Below are 20939 nucleotides of genomic sequence, written 5' to 3'. Positions count from 1 at the left end.
TGGCGACCCGTCGGGCCGCCATTTCCGATCATCCTATCCGCGCATCAACTGGAACGCTCCCTGATGTCTGCCGCAGGCAGCAGCGGAGCTATTCGTTGATCAGCCGCTTCAGCAACTCGACTTCCTGCGAGAGCTTCTGGTCCTTTTCCAGAAGATCCTCGATCTTGCGCACGGCATGCAGAACGGTCGTATGATCGCGTCCACCGAAGCGGCGACCGATTTCGGGGAAGGAGCGCGGGGTCATGGTTTTCGCCAGGAACATGGCGATCTGCCGCGGCTTGACGATCACCCGCGTGCGGCGGTTGGAAACAAGTTCCTGGCGCGTCACGCAGTAATGTCGGGCGACCACGCGCTGGATGTCTTCGATACGCACCCGCTTCGGTTCGCCCGTTCCGACAAGATGCACCAGCAACTCGTCGACCCGTTCGATCGAAAGGTCCGGCTCGAAGGAGCGGCGGAACAGAAGCTGGTTGAACGCGCCTTCCAGTTCGCGGCCGCTCGCCGTCACCTTGCGGGCGACATGGTCCAGGACGTCTGCGGCGATATCGATCGACGGGTCTTCCTGGCGGGCGAGGGCGAGCCTGCGCTTCAGCATTTCAAACCGCATGGCATAATCCGGGGCCTCGATCTCGAGCGAGACGCCGCCGGTGAGCCGCGAACGCACGCGCGGATCGAGCGATTCGAGTTCCCAGGGCGCGCGGTCGGCGGCGACGACGACCTGTTTTGCGCTGTCGAGCAGCGTGTTCAGCAGATGGCAGAACTCGTGCTGGATCATCTTGCCCTGCAGGAACTGCATGTCGTCGATGACCAGAAGATCGATATTGCGCAGCGAATCCTTCAGTGTCAGCGCGTCATTGTCGCGGATCGCGGTGGCGAACTTCCACATGAAGTATTCGGCCGTCAGATAGACCACGCGCTGCTTGTCAGGGGAGGCGAGAGCGGCGTTGGCAATGGCCTGCAGAAGGTGAGTCTTGCCGAGGCCCACTGAGGAGTGGATGAAAAGCGGATTGAACCGGACCGCCGCCATGCCGGATTCGGCAATGGTCTTGGCCGCGGCGAAGGCCACCCGATTCGACGAGCCCTCGACGAAGCTGTCGAAGGTGAAGAAGGGATCGAGCGGCGAACCGAAAACGGTTCTCGGGCCCTGCGCCGCGCCCCGCGCAGACCCGCCCTCGGGCTCGGGCATCAGCGGCTGGTCGTTGACGGCGCGGGGAACCGGGCGCACGGCGGCCGTCTGCTGGGGCAGCACCGGCTTCGGCTTTTCCTCGGGAACCTGCGGACGCTGGGCGCGCGTTGCCGAACGCACGAGCACCTCGACCTTGAGCACCTGCGGGCGCTCGGAGCGTGCCAGTTCGCATAACAGGTCGAGATAGTGGTTGTTGATCCACGACTTGAGGAATGCGGTCGGGACCGAGAAACGGATAACGCTCTTTGAAGAGGAGTGCAGCTTCAGCCGCCCGAACCAGCTTGCATAGACATCGGCGCCCACATGAGCCTTGAGCGCCGTGCAGAAGCGCTCGAAAAACTGATTGTCGGTACTCAAGGCCGCGTCCGGTGCTTCATCATGTTCCCCTTTCAAGACCTCTGAAGCGCCTGCACCCTGCTCAGGGCTCGAAGTCACCGTCCTCGTTCTCATTCCTTGCCGCCTTTCGAAAGTCATCACACAGGCGCAAGCGCTTTTTGCGCTAGCGGCCCGTTTTTCCCTTTGACCCCGGTCAGGGGCCTTTCGTTGAAACTGCCCGGGTCAAAGCCGGGCTTGGGACAATCCCTGCACAAGCCAGCGCCCTTCCTCGTAAAGGGTGATGCTGGCCGCAAAGTGTCCGGTCAGTCGTTCTCGTCCGTCTTGGTCCCCACTTGCTTTCCGGCCTGAAAAAGGCACACAATAACCGAACCGGATTTCACGAAGAAATCCGATGTGCAACCTATGATTGTTGGAAGGACGAAGCCAAAACGACCTCGCTTCCAGCTTCAGGAAGACAACACGCTCCTGGAGAACGCGCCCCTCCCGACAAGGTCGGGAGCTCAATCCGTCCGCTGATGTGGGAAGCATTTAGGCAAGAACGGCCGTCAATTTCAACAAGGAATTTTACGCGAATCGCTGCCGCTCGCATTGACTCAAGGGGGCGATTTTGACTCGCTTGCCGGGCTCTCAAAAGAATCGCTTTTGAATCAACTAGATTCAGAAGGCGCTCATTTTTCGGAGCCGATTCGGGGTCGAAAAAATAAAATCTCTTGACGCGTTTCGGGGGCGCGAATTCGGGCCAAAATTGGTTGAAATGTGACCTTCCTCCCGCAACCTATTGAAATCACGTTAAAAAAGTCGTCATTTTTGTGACATGTGGCTGAAACGCGATTGTCATGAAGGGCAAGCCTATGAAGAAAAACAAAAAACCCGGCCAGGGGCCGGGTTCTTAAAAAAGCTGATACCTGTTCGCTCTCAGGCGCTCAGTGCATTGACCCGCTGAGCGAGACGCGAAACCTTGCGCGAGGCCGTATTGCGATGCAGGACGCCCTTGCTGGCGGCGCGGGCGATTTCCGGCTCGGCGGCCTTCAGCGCTTCCTTCGCCTGATCGAGATTGCCGGCTGCGAGCGCCTCCTCGACCTTGCGGACGAAGCCGCGAACACGCGAGCGGCGGGACTTGTTGATGGCGGTACGGCGGGCCATTTTGCGCGTCGCCTTTTTCGCCGAAGTTGTATTGGCCATATAAGTCTCTCTTCGAATGTGGTCGCAAGCTCCGGCATCGGCGGCGCGCCGTCAAAGGCCAGGGTCGCTTTTCTGCCGGGAGCAATCGATGAAGCTTTGCAGCTTTCAACACTGTGGTGCGGGCATATAAAGGCAAACGGACGGTCCGTCAATGAACAATTGAAGAAAAGACCCGCCGCTGCCGCTGGCCTCTCGCCGCAATGCTCCTGCTGCGGCGTGTCGCGCCATTGCCATTGCGCCGGTCAGTTCTAAACTTCATGAAGGATTAAGAGCCGCGGAGGCCCCTTCGGCCCCGGCACAAGACAGAAGGCAAAGGGTACAGCAACATGCGCGTCACAGTCTTTTCGGCCAAGCCCTATGACGAGGAATTCCTCAAAGCCGCCAATGAGGGGCGTCATGACCTGGTGTTCACGGAGGCGCCGCTGCATGCGCCGACGGCCAAGCTCGCCGCAGGCTCCAAGGCCGTCTGCGCCTTCGTCAATGACGATCTCGGCGCCTCGACGCTGTCAGAGCTGAAAGAGGCCGGGGTCAAGCTCGTGGCGCTCAGATGCGCGGGCTTCAACCGGCTCGATCTGACGACCGCCGATCATTTGCAGATGGCGACCGCCCGGGTGCCCTCCTATTCGCCCTATGCCATTGCCGAACACACGCTGGCGCTGGTGATGACGCTGAACCGCAAGATCCACCGCGCCTATAACCGGGTGCGGGAAGGCAATTTCGCGCTGAACGGGCTTCTGGGCTTCGACCTGCACGGCAAGACGGTGGGCGTGGTCGGAACCGGCGGGATCGGCCGCAACGTAATGCGGGCCTTTTCCGGTTTCGGCTGCAAGATCCTTGCCTTCGACCCCTATCCGAGCGAGGAGGCCATCGCGCTCGGCGCGCGCTATGTCGAAAAGGACGAATTGCTCGAGCGTTCGGAAATCATCACGCTGCACTGCCCGCTGACGCCGGAGACGCGGCATTTCATCGACGAGGATGCGATCGCCGCCATGCAGCGCTGCAGGATGCTGGTCAACACCAGCCGCGGCGGCGTCATTGATACGCTCGCCGTCATCGAGGGGCTGAAGTCGGGGCGAATCGGCGCCCTGGCGCTCGATGTCTATGAGGAAGAGGAGGACCTGTTCTTCCGCGACCTCTCCTCCACCGTCATCCGCGACGATATCTTCGCCCGGCTTTTGACCTTTCCCAATGTGCTGATCACCGGTCATCAGGGCTTCTTCACCGAGGAGGCGCTCTATAACATTGCCCATACCACGATCGGCAACCTCACCGCCTTCGAGGAAAAGGGCGCGGCGCTCCATCCGATCGACCGGCGATAGAGCGTTCTATCCCATCATCCCTTCTGGCAGGCCGGACAATAGAAGGTCGAGCGGCCGGCCTGCACGGCGCGGGCTACCGTGCCGCCGCAGTCCTCATGCGGACAGGGCGCGCCGGTGCGGTCGTAGACGGAAAAGGAGTGCTGGAAATAGCCGAGCGTGCCGTCCGTCCTGCGGTGGTCGCGCAGCGTCGAGCCCCCGGCCTCGATCGCCTCGGCAATGACGGCGCGGATTGCCGGGACAAGCCTCTTCAGCCCTTCCTTCGGCCTTCCCCTCGGCGTGACGAGGCGGCCCGCGGCGCGAAAGGGCGAAAGCCGCGCGCGCCACAAGGCCTCGCAGACATAGATATTGCCGAGGCCGGCGATATTGCGCTGGTCGAGGAGTGCGGATTTGACGGCTTGCGTCTTGCCGGCAAAGCGAGTGGCGAGGAAATCGGCATCGAGACTGTTGCCGGTCGGCTCCGGTCCGAGGTCGGCAAAGGCCGGGTCTGCTTCCAGCATTGCCTTGCGCGCAAGCTTGATGAAGCCGAAACGGCGCGGATCGTTGTAGACAATGCGCCGCGCCGGAGCGCCGGAAAGGTGAAAGATCACGTGGTCATGCAGCGCCTTGACGTTGCGCGGCGCATGAAACCGGCCCGGCAGGTGGGCATCGTCCTCCTCCTCGACGCGCCAGGAACCCGACATGCCGAGATGGGCGATGATTGTGGTGCCGTCATCGAGGTCGATCAGCAGGTATTTCGCCCTTCGCCCCAGGGCGACAATGGTTCTGTTCGCCGCAGTATCGACAAGGTTTTCGGGGAAGGGAAAGCGAAGGTCGGCGCGGTTGAGAACGAGCTTCTCGATCCGGCGACCCTCCATGGCGGGCGCCAGTCCGCGGCGGACGGTTTCGACTTCGGGCAGTTCCGGCATCTTATTTTAAGCCTTTGGCGTTTCGCTTTATTCCGTTTCGGTTTATAGCCGCACTGTCGGCGGGCGACAGCAATAGCGCAAGGTTTCGGCTTTCGCTATGCTCGCCTGAAATTTCAATCGGGTAACAGATAGGTGCGAATATGGCTGAAAGCCGGACCGGTGCGCAGGGCGGCATGGAAACCTCTTTCGGCTTCAAGGACGTCGCTGATGGCGAAAAGCAGCCGCTCGTCAACGACGTCTTCCACAAGGTCGCCAAGCGCTACGACATGATGAACGACCTGATGTCGGCAGGCCTGCACCGCGCCTGGAAGGACGGCATGGTGAGCGCGCTCAATCCGCCGCCGAACCCGGATTACCGCGTGCTCGACGTTGCCGGCGGCACGGGCGATATCGCGTTTCGCGTCGTCAAGGCCTCGCGCGGGCTGGCGCGGGCCACGGTGCTTGACATCAACGGCTCGATGCTTGCCGTCGGCGAGGAGCGGGCGGCGAAGAAGGGGCTTTCCCGCAACCTCACCTTCGTCGAGGCGAATGCGGAGGACCTGCCGTTCGACGACAAGACCTTCGATGCCTATACGATCGCCTTCGGCATCCGCAATGTGCCGCATATCGACAAGGCGCTGTCTGAAGCCTACCGCGTCTTGAAGCGCGGCGGGCGGCTTCTGGTGCTGGAATTTTCCGAGGTCGAGGCGCCGATCCTCGACAAGGTCTACGAGGCCTGGTCCTTCCATGCCATTCCGCTCGTCGGAAAGGCGGTCGCCGGCGACGGCGAGCCTTACCGGTACCTGGTCGAATCGATCCGCAAGTTCCCGAGCCAGACGGATTTTGCCGCGATGATCGAGCGCGCCGGTTTCTCGCGCGTCAAATTCACCAATTATTCGGGCGGCATTGCCGCCCTTCACTCAGGCTGGAAGCTTTAGGCACGGCTCATGGGCGCGTTACGATCCTATTTCAATCTGCTCGGCGTTGGCTGGGTGCTGGCCCGCGAAGGCGTGATCAACGCGCTGCCGTCGGAAGGCCTGCCGGCCTATGCGCGGCTGGTGAAGGCGCTTCTCGTGCCGTTTGCCCGGCCGAGCGCGCGCAAGAAGGACCGTTCCGACCGCCTGGGCAAGGCGATTTCGCGGCTCGGTCCCTCCTATGTGAAGATGGGCCAGTTCCTCGCGACCCGGCCTGATGTGGTCGGCGATGGCTTCGCCAATGATCTGGCGCAGTTGCAGGACCGCATGCCGTTCTTTTCGGTCGAGGCGTCGAAGGCGACAATCCGCAATTCGCTCGGTCGCCCGGTCGAGGAGCTCTACACATCGTTTGGCGATCCGATCGCTGCCGCCTCGATCGCGCAGGTGCATCCGGCCGAAGTGCTGGATCGCGACGGTTGCCGGCAGAAGGTCGCCGTCAAGGTGATCCGCCCCGGCATCCGCCAGCGCTTTCAGGAAGACCTCGGCGCGATGTATCTGGTCTCGCGCATGCAGGAGCGCTTCATCCGCTCCAGCCGACGGCTGCGCCCGGTTGATATCACCCGCACGCTGGAGCAGACCACCAAGATCGAGATGGACTTGCGGCTCGAGGCGGCGGCCATTTCCGAGATGACGGAGAACACGGCCGAGGATCCCGGTTTCCGCTTGCCGAAGGTGGACTGGGAGCGTACCGGCCGAGATGTCGTCACCATGGAATGGATCGACGGCGTCAAGATGTCGGACCTCGAAGGGCTGAAGAAGGCAGGGCATAACCTGGAGGAACTGGCGGTCACGCTGATCCAGTCTTTCCTGCGCCACACGCTGCGCGACGGCTTTTTTCACGCCGACATGCATCCCGGCAATCTCTTCGTCGACAATGACGGCATGATTGTCGCCGTCGACATGGGCATTGTCGGCAGGCTCGGAAAGAAGGAACGGCGGGTGCTCGCCGAGATCCTCTACGGTTTCATCACGCGCGATTACATGCGCGTGGCGGAAGCCCATTTCGAGGCGGGCTATGTTCCCGCGCACCACAACAAGGCATCCTTTGCCCAGGCGATCCGCGCCATTGGCGAGCCGATCCATGGCCAGTCGGCCGAGACGATCTCCATGGGCAAGCTTTTGACGCTGTTGTTCGAGATCACCGAGATTTTCGAGATGTCGACGCAGACGCAACTCATCAACCTGCAGAAGACCATGGTGGTGGTGGAGGGCGTGTCGCGCATGCTCGATCCGCATTTCAACATGTGGAAGGCCTCCGAGCCCGTGGTCGGCAAGTGGATCGAGGAAAATCTCGGCCCGAAACGCGTGCTCGCCGACATGCGCGAGGGTATGCACGCGGTGCTCAAGATCGCCGAGGCGATCCCGGAAATCGCCGACAAAACGGAGAAATTCCACAACGAGATCATCGCCATGAGCGACAAGGGCCTGCGCTTTGACGAGAATACGGCCGAGGCGATCGGCCGCGCCGAAGCGCGGCATACGCGCTCGGGCCGGGTGGCGCTGTGGCTGATTGCGGCGGTGATGGTCTATATCGCCGTGGTGGCTTCGGTGGCGGTCTTTTGATGGCGGCGTGTTCTTTCGGTGCGGCGGCGTTTCTCCGCCACCTACATGATTTGGTTCAATCTTGCCCTGGCGAGGTTTCTGCGGCCTTTCCTCCCTCCGCAGCGTCATCCTCGGGCTTGACCCGAGGATCAAATCACCTCTCTCTGCGGGCGGCGTATCGGTCGCACCGCCATATTGCGCCGTCGAGCTCGAACAAACCTGCGTTGCCGCTCTGGTTTGCGGGGTTGGATCCTCGGGTCAAGCCCGAGGATGACGCCGAGGGCGGGGAGGGACAAAGCATACCGCCAGCGCGGCGGCAAAGCGCGGCTGAACGCCGACATGAGCCGCATAGTCCCCTCAAGGGGGGAGAATGGAACGCGTGCGACCAGCCCCTAAGCCTATTCTCATCCCACGGAGCATAACCATGCGCATCGGCGGGCGTCTTCAAGGCGCGATCGAAATTCTGACGGATGTCGAAGAGCGGCGGCGGCCGATTGCCAATGCGCTGAAGGACTGGGGCACGGCGCATCGGTTTGCCGGCTCCGGCGATCGCGCGGCCATCGGCAATATCGTCTATGACGCGCTGCGGCTGAAGCTTTCCCACGCCTGGCTCATGGATGACGATAGTTCGGCAGCCCTTGCCCATGCCGTCCTCTTCCGGCAATGGGGCATTGCGCCCGAGGCGCTGGCCGAACGGCTGGATGGCGACAAGTTCGCGCCCGAGCCCTTGTCCGATGCCGCGCTCAAGGCCTTTGTCAGCCGCAACCTGGCCAACGCACCGGATCATGTGCGCGGCGATCTGCCCGCGTGGATTCTGCCGGCCTTCAAGGAGAATTTCGGCGAGAACTGGCTGGCTGAAGCCGAAGCGCTGAACCTGCGGCCGCCGCTGGACCTGCGCGTCAACACGCTGAAGGCCACGCGCGAGAAGGTGTTGAAGGCCCTTGTCCGCAGCGGCGCAGGCGAGGGCGGCATCGCGCCCGAGGCGATCCGCATTCCGCCCGGAAGCGGGCCGGACCGGCTGCCCAATGTCACCGCCGAGCTTTCTTTCCAGAAGGGCTGGTTCGAGGTGCAGGACCAGGGCTCGCAGATCGTGGCGAAACTGGTCGGGGCGAAGGCCGGCGATCAGGCGCTTGATTTCTGCGCGGGCGGCGGCGGCAAGACGCTGGCGCTGGCAGCTGCGATGGAGAATGCCGGGCAGGTGCACGCCTATGACGCCGACCGCACCCGGCTTGCGCCGATCATCGAGCGGCTGAAGCGGGCGGGCACGCGCAATGTACAGGTCCACGACGCGCTGGACGGGCTTTCCGGCCTTGAGGCGCGGTTCGATCATGTTCTGGTCGACGCACCCTGCACGGGCACCGGCACCTGGCGCCGCCGGCCGGACATCAAATGGCGGCTTTCGGAGAAGAACCTCGAGGAGCGCACCGCCCAGCAGGCCGAGGTGCTTGTCGATGCCGCGCGCTTCGTCAAGCCGGGCGGGCATATGGTCTACGTCACCTGTTCGCTTCTGCCGGCGGAAAATCAGGATCAGATCACGCGGTTCCTGCAAGGCGAGACGGGCAGCGGCTTTGCGGCCGTGGATGTCGAGACCGTCTGGCCCGCCATGTTCCCCGGCGTCGCGGCGCGGCCTCATGTCTCCGGCGCAGGCTTTGCCACCCTGACGCCGGCGGCAACCGGGACCGACGGGTTCTTCTGTGCGATTCTGGTCCGGAAATCCTGATTTCAGCGCTTTGCCTTGACGATCATCAAGGCCGATATGCGGCCTTTCTGCTTATTGTTCGTTCAATAACTGGATTATTTGACACAAGTTTGTTTTTCCTTCATGTAGGCCGCGATCAACCAATCGTGAACTCATTGAAGGAGAGGGATTCATGAAACGCACGACAACCATGCGCGTTGCGCTTTCCGCTTTTGCGGCCTCGACCGCTCTTGCGGCCATGCCGGCCTTTGCGGCGGACGTGACGCCGGAAGAGGTCGTCAAGCATTATGCCGGTGTCGCCCATGCCAAATATCAGGACAGCCTGACGACGGCGCAGGAACTCGACAAGGCAATCCAGGCCTTCATCGAGGCCCCGAGCGAAGAGACGCAGGCCGCCGCCAAGGAAGCATGGATTGCCGCCCGCGTTCCCTATCAGCAGACCGAGGTCTACCGCTTCGGCAATCCGGCCGTTGACGACTGGGAAGGCAAGGTCAATGCTTGGCCGCTGGACGAGGGCCTGATCGACTACGTCGATGCCTCCTACGGCATGGAAAGCGACGAGAACACGCTCTACACCGCCAATGTAATCGCCAATCCGCAAATCGAGATCAACGGCGAGCCGGTCGATGCCAGCGAGATCACGCCGGATCTTCTGGCCAACACGCTGCATGAGGCCGGCGGTATCGAGGCCAATGTCGCGACCGGTTATCACGCCATCGAATTCCTGCTCTGGGGCCAGGACCTGAACGGCACGGATGCCGGCGCGGGCGAGCGCTCCTACACAGACTATCTTTCGGGCGATGATTGCACCAACGGCAATTGCGACCGCCGCGCCGCCTATCTCTCGGCTGCGTCCGAGCTGCTGATTTCCGATCTGGAAGATATCGTGGCGGCCTGGGAAGAAGGCGGCGAGGCCTACGCCTATGTGACCGAGGATCCGACACGCGGCGTTGCCGCCATCCTGACGGGCATGGGCTCGCTCTCCTATGGCGAACTCGCCGGCGAGCGCATGAAGCTCGGCCTGCTGCTGCATGATCCGGAAGAAGAACATGATTGCTTCTCCGACAACACCCACGCCTCGCACCTGAACGATGTCATCGGCATCCTGCAGGCCTATACCGGCGACTACGTTCGCGTTGACGGCACGGAAATGACCGGCGCTTCGGTCTCCGATCTGGTTGCTGCCAAGGACGCGGCGCTGGATGAGGAAATCAAGGCGAAGCTCGTCGACACGGTCGAGGCGATGGAAGCCATGGCGTCGCGCGCCAATAACGTCGAGGCCTATGACCAGATGATTGGCGAAGGCAATACGCAAGGCAATGCCACCGTTCAGGCCGCCATCGACGGACTGATCGCGCAGACCCCGTCGATCGAGCGTGCGATTGCAGCACTTGAACTCGGCCAGATTGAACTGGAAGGCTCCGACAGCCTGGACAATCCGGACGCTGTCTTCCAATAAGAATAGCAATGGCGGGGCCCGCGCATGTCGCGGGGCCCGTCCTCCTTTTGACGTGAAAGACCATGACGATACGGTATTCGAGAACTCTTCCTCTGGCGGCGCTTGCCGCCTTGTTCGGTTTTGCGGCACTGGCCCAGGACTGGCCGCTGCCTGAAACGCGCGATGATCTCGATGCCAAGGACAAGGCCCGTGTGGAAAAGGTCACCGAGCCGACCGATGACTTCTCCAAGGCCGAACGCTTCGAGACCATGCAGGGCGGGGCGGCGACCACCAAAGCCACAGTCAACCGCGATGTGTTTTCCAAATCCTCCGCCAATATCACCTTCGCCGAGGAAGAGACCTTCAAGCTCGGCAATGCGCTGTTCCGCAAGTTCTGGGTTTCCTCGCCGTCTTCGACGCAGGCCTCCGACGGGCTCGGCCCGCTGTTCAACGCGCGCTCCTGCCAGAGCTGCCATTTGAAGGACGGGCGCGGCCATCCGCCGGAAGGCGACAGCGATGCCACCTCGATGTTCCTGCGCCTCGCGCGGCCCGCCCGCACGCCGGAGGAGCAGGCGCGCATCGATAGTTACGAGACCATCAATTTTCCTGACGAAGTCTATGGCGGCCAGTTCCAGGATTTCGCCGTGCCGGGCCTTTCCGCCGAAGGTCATATGAAGATCGATTATTCGGAAAAGCCGGTGACGCTCGGCGACGGCACGGTCGTTTCGCTCCGCGAGCCGACCTATAGCGTGACCGATCTGGCCTATGGCCCGATGGGCGAGGACACGACGCTTTCGCCGCGCATTGCCAACCAGATGATCGGCATGGGGCTGATCCAGGCGATCCATCCGGCGGATATCCTGTCTCAGGCCGATCCCGATGACGCGGACGGCGACGGCATTTCCGGTCGTCCGGCGATCGTCAGCGATCACAGGACCGGCGAGGTCAAGCTCGGCCGCTTCGGCTGGAAGGCGCAGAATGCCAGCGTGCGCGACCAGTCCTCCGGCGCCTTTTCCGGCGATATCGGCATTTCCTCGCCGGACGCGCCGAACCATTGGGGCGATTGCTCCGAGACGGAGGCCGACTGCCTGGCAATGCCGCACGGCGCCCAGGCGCGGCTTGGCGACAGCGAGGCGCCCGATCCGGTGATGGAACTCGTTACTTTCTATTCCGAAAACCTCGCCGTGCCCGCCCGCCGCGATGTCGACGATCCCGAGGTTCTGCGCGGCAAGCAGGTGTTCTACGAGGCCGGCTGCACCGCCTGCCATACGCCGAAATACGTCACCAGCCGCGATGCGGAAAACGCGGCCCATCGCTTCCAGCTGATCTGGCCCTATTCCGATTTCCTGCTGCATGACATGGGCGAGGGGCTTGCCGATCACCAGCAGGTGGGTGTCGCCGATGGCTATGAATGGCGCACCGCACCGCTCTGGGGCACGGGGCTGACGGAGGTTGTCAGCGGCCACTCCTTCTTCCTGCATGACGGCCGGGCGCGCGACCGCACCGAGGCGATCCTGTGGCATGGCGGCGAGGCGCAGGATGCGCGCGACAATTTCGCCAATGCCTCGAAAGAGGACCGAGACGCACTGATCACATTCCTGGAATCGCTTTGAGACATGGAGTTGTTGTGAGACATCTTGCCGGAACCGCCTTCGCCGTCCTTCTTGCCTTGCCGCTGGGAACCGGCAGTGCGCGGGCCATGAACGAGGACGCCGTGCCGATGGTATTGGAAAAGGCCGTCGACGGTTTTATCCGTCCCGGCTATCACGCCTTCGAAGAAGCCTCCGGCGCCATGGCCTCGGCAATGGGCGCCTTCTGCGCCACGCCGGACGAGGCGACCTATGGGGAGGCTGAGGCGGCTTTTGACGAACTGGTCAGCGCATGGTCGCATATCGAGATCGTGCGCACCGGCCCGGTTATCGACGACCACCGGTTCGAGCGTATTCTCTTCTACCCCGACCGCAAGAGCATCGGGCTCAAGCAAGTCCAGGCGGCCATCATCGAAGAGGATGAAACCGCCACCGGTCCCGATTACCTGCCGGAAAAGAGCGTCGCCATGCAGGGATTGCTGGCGCTCGAATTCGTGCTGTTCGGCACGCAATACGAGACGATGTTCGATGCGCCGGAGAGCTATCGCTGCCGCTATGGCGCTGCGATTGCGGAGAACATCGACACGATTGCCGGCGAACTGGCGGAAGAGTGGGATGCGCCCGATGGGGTCGCTGCCCACTGGAAGAAACCGGGGCCTGACAACCCGCTGTTCCGCACGAATGACGAGGCGCTGACGGCGCTGCTCGGCGTGCTGGTGCACGGCATGGAAACCGTGCGCGACTATCGGATCGAGTATTTCTATCGCGGCGAGGAGGGCCCGAATATTCCCACCCGCGCGATCTACTGGCGCTCGGAAAACACCTGGCCGTCGATTCTCGCCAACCTGGAGGGACTGCAGGCGCTCCTGAACGAATCGGAGATGGTTGATCTGCTCGATGAAGACGTGCGCTCCATCGTCTCTTCCATCAACTTCCTGTTCTCCTCGGTCGAGGGCGTGGTCGGCAACATGAACCCGGATATCGAGGTCGTGCTGTCGGATTCCGACCAGCGTGCCAAGCTCGATTACCTGCTGATCAACACCAAGGACCTGATCCTGAGGCTCAACGACCGCTATGGCGGCGCGATCGGACTTGGCGCGGGCTTTTCCTTCTCCGACGGGGATTGATGTTCATGCGCTCGCCGCTCCTTGACCGTCGAAGTTTCGTCAAGGCGGCGGGTGCCGCCTTTCTGGCGGGTCTCGCACCGGCCTCCGCCTTCGCTCTGTCGCGCGCCGACGCGGTCTATGCCACCGGCATCCGCAGGCCCGACCGCAGTTTCGCGCTGGCGCTGATGAGCGAGGCGGGTGATTTCATCGCCGAGATCGAACTGCCCGACCGCATCCACGGTCTCGCCGCGTCGCCCGCAACGGGTGAGGTCGCGGCCTTCGCCCGCCGGCCCGGCACCTTCATCCTGGTGTTTTCACCGGATGGCAGCGGCGGGCAGTTCCTCATCAATTCCGTTGCCGACCGGCATTTCTACGGCCACGGGGCGTTTTCGCCGGATGGCCGGTTTCTCTATGCCAGCGAGAATGATTTCGAAAACCGTTGCGGCGTGATCGGCATCTATGATCGCCGCGATGGCTATCTCAGGATCGGCGAATATCCGACCTATGGCATCGGCCCGCATGATCTGGCGGTCTCGCCGGACGGGCGCTTTCTGGTGGCGGCCAATGGCGGCATCGAGACCCATCCGGATTTCGGCCGCACCAAGCTCAATCTCGACCATATGGAGCCGTCGCTGGCCCTGATCGATGCGGCGTCCGGCACGCTTGTCGAAAAACATGCGCTGCCGGCCGATCTTCGCCAGCTTTCGACACGGCATCTGGCAATCGGCGAAAAGGGACGCGTGTGGTTCGCCTGCCAGTATGAAGGCCCGCGCAATGCGCTGCCGCCGCTCGTCGGCCGATTTTCCCCCGGCGAGGCGCTCACCTTTGCCGAACTGCCGGACGATATCACCATCGGGCTTGGCAATTATGTCGGCGCCATCGCCTATAATCCGCGCGACGGGCTGATCGGCCTTTCCTCTCCGAAGGGCAAGGGGATGGTGGCAAGCGTTGACGAGGCGACCGGTCAGATGCGCTCTTCGCGCGTTCTTGCCGATGCGGCGGGCATTGCGGCGGCAGACCATGGCTTTGCCGTCGGCACCTATGGCGGGTCGTTCAAGGGCCGCCATCATGATGTCGCTTTCGATCAGCATATCCAGCGCCTGAATGAATAGGTCGACTGGACAACAGGGTTTCGCGCGCTAGATCGGTCTCGCCATGAAAAACATTCTTATCCATGCCGTCTTCATCGTCGGTGTCGTCATTGCGGGTTTCATTGTCGGTATCGTCAATGTGCCGGGCGAATGGTACCAGTCGCTCGCCAAGCCGCCCTTCAATCCGCCGAACTGGGTCTTCGCGCCCGCCTGGAGCCTGCTCTATGTGCTGATCGGCTGGGCCGGCGCGCGGCTTTTCATCGCCCGGCCGCAAACCTCCGGCGCGCTGACGCTCTGGTCGGCGCTTCTGGTGTTGAACCTTGCCTGGTCGCCGCTCTTCTTCGGCATGGAAATGCCGGCCGCGGCGCTCGTGGTCGTGGTCGCGCTCCTTGCCGGCATCCTTCTGTTCATCGCCCGCACCTGGGGCAAGGACCGGCCTTCGGCCGTGCTCTTCGTGCCCTATGCGGCCTGGGTCGCCTTCGCCACGCTGCTCAACGCCTCGATCGTTTACCTCAATTGATCTTTCCCGCTTGTTGGGAATAGGCGACCGTGCCAATCTTTGGCGCAAGACGAGGTGAGGCATGGCGAATTTCGAGCACGGCGATTTTCACGCCCGGATCATGAACAGTTTTGCAAGCCAGGGCGCGATGGAGATGCTCGGGGCGGAGCTGACCCGCATCAGCCACGGCGTGGTGGAAATCGAGCTGCCGTTCGATCAGAAACTGACGCAGCAGCACGGCATTCTCCATGCGGGCGTGATCGCGACGGGGCTCGAGACCGCCTGCACCTATGCCGCCTATACGATGGTCGACACCGATGCCTCGCTGCTCACCATCGAGTTCAAGGTCAACCTCCTGTCGCCGGGGCGCGCCGGGCGGTTCCTGTTTCGCGGCGAGGTGACGAAGCCCGGCACAAACATCATCGTCACCGACGGGCGCGGTTATGCGATCGGCGAGGACGGTCCGGCGAAGCTGATCGCCTCCATGTCCGGCACATGCATGGTCGTGCGCGACCGGGAAGGGTTCCAGGGGTAGATGCTCGATCGGGTTGCCGGAAAGGACGTTCTCTTCGTGATGGCGGCCGAGGCCGAATATGGCGAAAGGCTGAAGGCGCGGATTTCGCCGCTGATGGCGGGCGTTGGCCCGGTCGAGGCCGCGATTTCGCTGACCAAGGCGCTCACCATCTCTGCCGCGGCCGGCAGGCTGCCGGCGCTCGTCGTGTCGCTCGGTTCGGCCGGTTCGGCCACGCTGGAGCAGACGGAGATCTATCAGGCCGCCTCGGTCTCCTTTCGCGACATGGATGCCTCGCCGCTCGGTTTCGAGAAAGGCCGGACGCCGTTTCTGGATATCCCGGCCGAAGTTCCGCTGCCGTTCACCATCCCCGGCCTGCCGTCCGCGCGCCTCTCGACGGGCGCCAATATCGTCTCGGGCGCGGCCTATGAGGCAATCGACGCCGAGATGGTGGACATGGAGACGTTCGCGCTGCTGCGCGCCTGTCAGGTCTTTGGCGTGCCGCTGGTCGGCCTCAGAGGCATTTCCGATGGCCGGGAAGAGCCCAAACACGTCGATGACTGGACGCAATATCTCCATATCATCGATGAAAAACTCAGCCATGCCGTCGATCGGCTGGAAAGCGCCATTGAAACGGGCGCGATTCCCCTCTAAACGCAGCTTTTAGCTTTCATCGAGCGGAAGGCCTCCCATGACCGCAGACATCTCCCATCCCGATTCCGTCCTGATCATCGATTTCGGCAGCCAGGTCACGCAGTTGATCGCGCGTCGCGTGCGCGAGACCGGCGTGTTCTGCGAGATCGTGCCGTTCCAGAAGGCCGAGGAGGGGTTCGAGCGGCTGAAGCCGAAGGGCGTGATCTTCTCCGGTGGGCCGGATTCCGTCACGCGGGACGGCTCTCCGCGCGCGCCGCAGGCGGTGTTCGACAGCGGCGTGCCGATCCTCGCCATCTGCTACGGCCAGCAGACCATGTGCGTGCAGCTCGGCGGAACCGTGGAAGGCGGCCACGCCGCGGAATTCGGCCGCGCCGATGTCGAGATCCTGAAGGCCTCGCCGCTGTTCGAGGGCATCTGGGATGTCGGCAAGAAATATCCGGTATGGATGAGCCACGGCGACCGCGTCACCCGCGCGCCGGAAGGGTTCGAGGTGATCGGCGTCTCGCCGCACGCGCCCTTTGCCATCTGCGTCAACGAGGAGAAGCGCTACTACACCACCATGTTCCACCCGGAAGTGGTGCACACGCCCGACGGCGGCCGGCTGCTTTCCAATTTCGTGCACAAGATCGTCGGCCTGAAATCCGACTGGTCGATGGCGGCCTACCGCGCCGAAATGGTGCAGAAGATCCGCGATCAGGTCGGCGACAAACGCGTGATCTGCGCGCTGTCCGGCGGCGTCGACTCATCCGTTGCCGCACTCCTGATCCACGAGGCGGTCGGCGACCAGCTCACCTGCATCCTCGTTGACCACGGGCTGATGCGCAAAAACGAGGCCAATGAAGTGGTCGCGATGTTCCGCGAGCACTACAATCTGCACCTCATTCATGTCGATGCGGTCGACCGTTTCGTTGGCGAGCTTGAGGGCGTTGCCGATCCGGAAACCAAGCGCAAGATCATCGGTCGCCTGTTCATCGAAACCTTCGAGGACGAGGCGAAAAAGCTCGGCGGCGCCGATTTCCTCGGCCAGGGCACGCTCTATCCCGATGTGATCGAAAGCGTGTCCTTCTCGGGCGGCCCCTCGGTCACCATCAAGTCGCACCACAATGTCGGCGGCCTGCCCGAGCGCATGAACATGCAGCTTGTCGAACCCTTGCGCGAACTGTTCAAGGATGAGGTCCGCGTGCTCGGCAAGGAGCTCGGCCTGCCCGACAGCTTCATCGGCCGTCACCCTTTCCCGGGACCCGGCCTTGCGATCCGCTGCCCCGGCGGCGTGACGAAGGAAAAGCTCGACATCCTGCGCGAGGCCGACGCGATCTATCTCGACGAAATCCGCAAAAACGGCCTCTACGACGTCATCTGGCAGGCCTTCGCCGTGCTTCTGCCGGTGCAGACCGTCGGCGTGATGGGCGATGGCCGCACCTATGAATATGTCTGTGCACTGCGCGCCGTGACCTCGGTCGATGGCATGACGGCGGATTTCTACCATTATGACATGAACTTCCTCGGCAAGGCTGCGACCCGCATCATCAACGAAGTCCGCGGCATCAACCGCGTCGTCTACGACGTGACCTCGAAGCCGCCGGGGACCATCGAGTGGGAATGATTCAGACCCATCCGAACGCCGCCTACTTCGCGCTGAAATGCGATCTAACTGACTGAAAATAAAAATAAATTCCTTCTATGCCTATCGACATCTATCGGTGGGCATAGATCGCGTTTGGCAGCCTCGCTGACGGGCCTCGCCCCCATTGATCAAACGGAAAAACGAAAGTACCGTCAGGAGCAATGAGGCTCGTGACGGTACTTTTCTTGATCTAAGACGCTGAATTAAAAGTGTTTTCGACGCTGACGGCCTCCAAAAACCGCGTGACGGTACTTTTCCGTTAGGAGGCCCGAAATGTTGACCGATGCAGCACTTAAGTGTTTGAGACCAAAAGCCAAAATGTACAAGGTATCCGATCGTGACGGCATGTATGTGCGCGTCGCGCCATCGGGTGCCATCTCGTTCAGGCTCGACTATCGGCTGAACGGCAGGCGAGAGACCGTCTATCTCGGTAGGTATGCCCGTGACGGAATATCGCTCGCCAGGGCTCGCGAGCTATGCATCGACGCACGGCGCGCAATTGCCGAGGGGCGGTCTCCTGCCATTGAGAAGCAGCGGGAGAAGCGCCGGATCAAGGAAGCGAAGAGCTTCGGTCAGTTCGGCGAGAAGTGGCTGACGAACGCAACCATGGCCGACAGCACGCGCGCGATGCGGCGCTCCATCTTCGAACGCGAACTGATGCCCGTCTGGCGCAATCGTCTTCTGACGGAGATCACACCTGATGACCTGCGTGCCCACTGCGGCAAGATCGTCGAACGAGGTGCGCCTGCAACGGCTATCCATGTGCGGGATATCCTGAAGCAGATCTACAGCTATGCAATTCTGCACGGCGAAAAGGTCGTTAATCCGGCCGATGACGTCGGTCCGGCCTCAATCGCCACCTTTACGCCGAAAGACCGCGCATTGTCGCCCGCCGAGATCCGCATCATGTTCAAGCAACTCGAGCATGTCGCGACGCTGCCAACGATCCGCCTCGGTATGAAGCTCTTCCTCCTGACCATGGTCCGAAAGAGCGAGTTGCAGGACGCGGTGTGGGACGAGATCGATTTCGACAACGCTGTCTGGACGATACCAAAGGAGCGCATGAAGCGGTCGAAGCCGCACAACGTCTACCTGTGCCGACAGACGTTGGACATCATGATCGCGCTCAAGACCTGCTCCGGCAACTCCCGATATCTTTTGCCGTCCCGGTACGACGCTGATGCTCCCATGTCTCGCGCGACCTTTAACCGTATCACCTACGCTGTCGTCGCACAGGCCAAGAAGGAGGGGTTGCCGCTGGAGCCGTTCACCGTGCACGATCTGCGGCGCACCGGGTCGACGCTGCTAAACGAATTGGGCTTTAACAGCGATTGGATCGAAAAGTGCTTGGCGCACGAGGACGGGCGCTCATCGCGCGGCGTTTATAACAAGGCCGAGTATGAAGTGCAGCGCCGGCATATGATGCAGCAGTGGGCGGATACTGTGGATGCCTGGATCGATGGCCGGAAGTATGCTCCCACGCTTTTGCCGCAAGCTATGCCCTTGATGGAGCTTGATCCTGCCCTTTGACGGGGCGGGTTTTACGCCTGGTGACATCGGGGTGTTGGGCGCGCCGGATCGGTGCCGCCCGCCTTGCCATCAGCCAAGCTTCGACTTCAGCCAAGTCCCAAACGACGCAACGCGGAGAGAGCGCAAACCGGCGGGGAAACTCGCCACGCTGCTCCATTTCATAAATGGTGCTGTCAGCCAAAGGGACCATTTCACGTAGCTGCTGGCGCCGAATCGTTCGACGAAAATTTGGAGTGTTCATTCTATGTCCTCCGATCATCATGAGAACCATAGAAAGCGATAGAAGCTGAATGTGAAAAGTCCTTGCAGGCGCTTGTGCGGTAATATCGCGCTATGTCGTGCAAATCGGATTGGTCTTGGAAGAAACGCCTCCCATAACCGTCCACGCAGTTATGCAGCCCGCCTGTCACGTTCCCAGCCGTCTTCTCGATCGTATGATGTTCGATCAATTCGTTCCCGAAAGGTCGAGAGGCTTTGATTGCTCGGCAGAGACCGGTCGCGAAAGGAAGCCATCAATCAACGTCAGAATTATTCCAACAACAAGCCCCGTACCCAACACCAATATGAGGGAAATATTGTCGCCGCGATCGATTGAACGTATTGCTGCGGGGAGGACTGCAAAAATTGTCACGTTATTTAGCGTTTCAGCAAAAGCAAGTACCATGCCTTTGCTATGCCCAGATCGCTCTGCCAATATCGTTGTGCTGCTTGGCGCGCCGGCGCCGAGTGCAAATCCCCATAGGACTAGGCAAGTTACGGCCCCGATGAAAGGGAGAGCCATTGTGGTGAAGGCTGCGATCGACAGCGCAAGTAATGCAGTTATCGCGATGAGTGATATTTCTTCTCTGCCGCACATGCGGCGTATCCAGCCCGCAGAAAGATTTCCGATGCCCAAACCGAAACCAAACGCGGTAACCGTGACGCCAATTTCGGCCGTGTTCAAGTTGTAGCGTTGCTTGAGCATCTCCCCCGAGAGTAGGAAAGCGGCCACGCCTGTCCCATTCCAGGCGCCCTTGGCTATCAGCGGTCGCATTACATTCCATTTCTTCATCCAATGAAAATGCACTGCAGTTCTGGCGAATGAGGGTGAATAATTACCGGGGGTCGTTCTGGAGCCGATAATGAACGCCAACACGCATCCGCTTGCGCTCGTTAGAAAAGGCAGTCGCCAACCAACCCATTCGGTGAGCACGCCTGCGAGGGCTGGACCCAGCGCAATGCCGAACGTCATTCCAAGCATGACGAGTCCCATCGCACCAGCCTGCCTTTCCCTGGGGACGATTTCGGAAACCAGGGCGAACGCCGTTGGAATGATTACAGCAGACGCTAGCCCACCGAAGACTCTAAGAACCATTGCAATTTCGATAGTCGGCGAAAATGCAATTCCTATTCCATCGATAGCAAAGGCCAGAAGAGCAAAGAGTAGGAAACGAACACGGTCGATACGGTCTGAAAGATATCCCAGAATAGGAGCCGCCACAGCGTAAGTGAAGGCGTAGCCGGAGATTAGCCACGAGGCGCGAGCCGGAGACGTGCGGAATGCCTCAGCTAGCGGTCCAAGCATCGCCGAAAGCATGAACTCGCTTGCGCCGACGAAAAAAACCGCCAAGGCTAGGATAGCGAGAAAGGGTCTATGCTGGTTGGAGCTTTCCGACGTCTTTTCTGATGTCGTTACCATTGATCTTCTGCTCTCTTTGAAGCTGTTTCAGACAAAAATACGTCTTCGCGATCGCGATCGCGTTTGGGCGGGATGAATGGACGGGAGGAGAGGCCGA

18 protein-coding genes are annotated in these 20939 nt (G+C 61.5%); 13 read left to right on the top strand and 5 right to left on the bottom strand.

Features of this window, described 5'->3' with window-relative positions; translation table 11 throughout:
* Positions 1-88: 88 nt before the first annotated feature.
* Both dnaA and rpsT read right to left on the bottom strand, forming a co-directional pair.
* Positions 89-1579 carry a chromosomal replication initiator protein DnaA gene (gene dnaA, locus JET14_RS15585; protein ID WP_432443088.1) on the bottom strand — a complete coding sequence of 497 codons (1491 nt, stop codon included), beginning with the start codon at positions 1577-1579 and terminating at the stop codon, positions 89-91.
* An 858-nt stretch (positions 1580-2437) separates the two neighbouring features.
* Positions 2438-2704 carry a 30S ribosomal protein S20 gene (gene rpsT, locus JET14_RS15580; RefSeq protein ID WP_200334686.1) on the bottom strand — a complete coding sequence of 89 codons (267 nt, stop codon included), beginning with the start codon at positions 2702-2704 and terminating at the stop codon, positions 2438-2440.
* Positions 2705-3030: 326 nt separating this feature from the next.
* Between rpsT and JET14_RS15575 the strand changes: the two genes are divergently transcribed.
* The gene (locus JET14_RS15575; RefSeq protein ID WP_200334685.1) at positions 3031-4023 is read left to right on the top strand and encodes a 2-hydroxyacid dehydrogenase; all 993 of its coding nucleotides are present in this window, start codon (positions 3031-3033) and stop codon (positions 4021-4023) included.
* Between the two features lie 14 nt (positions 4024-4037).
* On the opposite strand, the gene mutM is transcribed toward JET14_RS15575, so the two are convergent.
* Positions 4038-4928 (bottom strand): bifunctional DNA-formamidopyrimidine glycosylase/DNA-(apurinic or apyrimidinic site) lyase, encoded by an 891-nt coding sequence (gene mutM, locus JET14_RS15570; RefSeq protein WP_200334684.1) that lies wholly within the window; start codon positions 4926-4928, stop codon positions 4038-4040.
* A gap of 140 nt (positions 4929-5068) precedes the next feature.
* Between mutM and ubiE the strand changes: the two genes are divergently transcribed.
* The 12 genes from ubiE to JET14_RS15510 all read left to right on the top strand — a co-directional run bounded on the left by ubiE (position 5069) and on the right by JET14_RS15510 (position 19164).
* Entirely contained in the window at positions 5069-5845 is a 777-nt protein-coding gene (gene ubiE, locus JET14_RS15565; protein ID WP_200334683.1) for a bifunctional demethylmenaquinone methyltransferase/2-methoxy-6-polyprenyl-1,4-benzoquinol methylase UbiE, read from the top strand.
* 9 nt (positions 5846-5854) lie between these two features.
* Entirely contained in the window at positions 5855-7444 is a 1590-nt protein-coding gene (gene ubiB, locus JET14_RS15560; RefSeq protein WP_200334682.1) for a 2-polyprenylphenol 6-hydroxylase, read from the top strand.
* A 403-nt stretch (positions 7445-7847) separates the two neighbouring features.
* Entirely contained in the window at positions 7848-9143 is a 1296-nt protein-coding gene (locus tag JET14_RS15555; protein WP_200334680.1) for an RsmB/NOP family class I SAM-dependent RNA methyltransferase, read from the top strand.
* 151 nt (positions 9144-9294) lie between these two features.
* Positions 9295-10581, top strand: a complete 1287-nt coding sequence (locus JET14_RS15550; protein WP_200334678.1) for an imelysin family protein — start codon at positions 9295-9297, stop codon at positions 10579-10581.
* A 62-nt stretch (positions 10582-10643) separates the two neighbouring features.
* Positions 10644-12173: a di-heme oxidoredictase family protein gene (locus JET14_RS15545; RefSeq protein WP_200334676.1), complete on the top strand. Its 1530-nt coding sequence runs from the start codon at positions 10644-10646 to the stop codon at positions 12171-12173.
* 14 nt (positions 12174-12187) lie between these two features.
* On the top strand, positions 12188-13276 hold the full coding sequence (locus tag JET14_RS15540; RefSeq protein WP_246750343.1) for an imelysin family protein: 1089 nt from the start codon (positions 12188-12190) through the stop codon (positions 13274-13276).
* 5 nt (positions 13277-13281) lie between these two features.
* Positions 13282-14367: a DUF1513 domain-containing protein gene (locus JET14_RS15535; protein WP_246750342.1), complete on the top strand. Its 1086-nt coding sequence runs from the start codon at positions 13282-13284 to the stop codon at positions 14365-14367.
* A gap of 43 nt (positions 14368-14410) precedes the next feature.
* Positions 14411-14866 carry a TspO/MBR family protein gene (locus JET14_RS15530; RefSeq protein WP_200334672.1) on the top strand — a complete coding sequence of 152 codons (456 nt, stop codon included), beginning with the start codon at positions 14411-14413 and terminating at the stop codon, positions 14864-14866.
* A 61-nt stretch (positions 14867-14927) separates the two neighbouring features.
* Complete coding sequence (locus tag JET14_RS15525; protein ID WP_200334671.1) at positions 14928-15380, top strand: PaaI family thioesterase; 453 nt, start codon at positions 14928-14930, stop codon at positions 15378-15380.
* Positions 15381-16010 carry a 5'-methylthioadenosine/S-adenosylhomocysteine nucleosidase gene (locus JET14_RS15520; RefSeq protein ID WP_200334670.1) on the top strand — a complete coding sequence of 210 codons (630 nt, stop codon included), beginning with the start codon at positions 15381-15383 and terminating at the stop codon, positions 16008-16010.
* A 37-nt stretch (positions 16011-16047) separates the two neighbouring features.
* Positions 16048-17613 carry a glutamine-hydrolyzing GMP synthase gene (gene guaA / locus JET14_RS15515; RefSeq protein ID WP_200334669.1) on the top strand — a complete coding sequence of 522 codons (1566 nt, stop codon included), beginning with the start codon at positions 16048-16050 and terminating at the stop codon, positions 17611-17613.
* Positions 17614-17907: 294 nt separating this feature from the next.
* Complete coding sequence (locus tag JET14_RS15510) at positions 17908-19164, top strand: tyrosine-type recombinase/integrase (RefSeq protein WP_200334668.1); 1257 nt, start codon at positions 17908-17910, stop codon at positions 19162-19164.
* Here the strand turns inward: JET14_RS15510 and JET14_RS15505 are convergent.
* Both JET14_RS15505 and JET14_RS15500 read right to left on the bottom strand, forming a co-directional pair.
* Positions 19130-19405, bottom strand: coding sequence for a helix-turn-helix transcriptional regulator (locus JET14_RS15505; protein WP_200334667.1), 276 nt, complete (start codon positions 19403-19405; stop codon positions 19130-19132). The two genes, JET14_RS15510 and JET14_RS15505, sit on opposite strands and share 35 nt — an antisense overlap.
* Before the next feature lie 204 nt (positions 19406-19609).
* Positions 19610-20842: an MFS transporter gene (locus JET14_RS15500; RefSeq protein WP_200334666.1), complete on the bottom strand. Its 1233-nt coding sequence runs from the start codon at positions 20840-20842 to the stop codon at positions 19610-19612.
* Between the last annotated feature and the right edge of the window lie 97 nt (positions 20843-20939).

The sequence above is a fragment of the Martelella lutilitoris genome (assembly GCF_016598595.1).
Taxonomy (GTDB): domain Bacteria; phylum Pseudomonadota; class Alphaproteobacteria; order Rhizobiales; family Rhizobiaceae; genus Martelella; species Martelella lutilitoris_A.
This window is presented reverse-complemented; position numbering and strand designations above follow the sequence as displayed.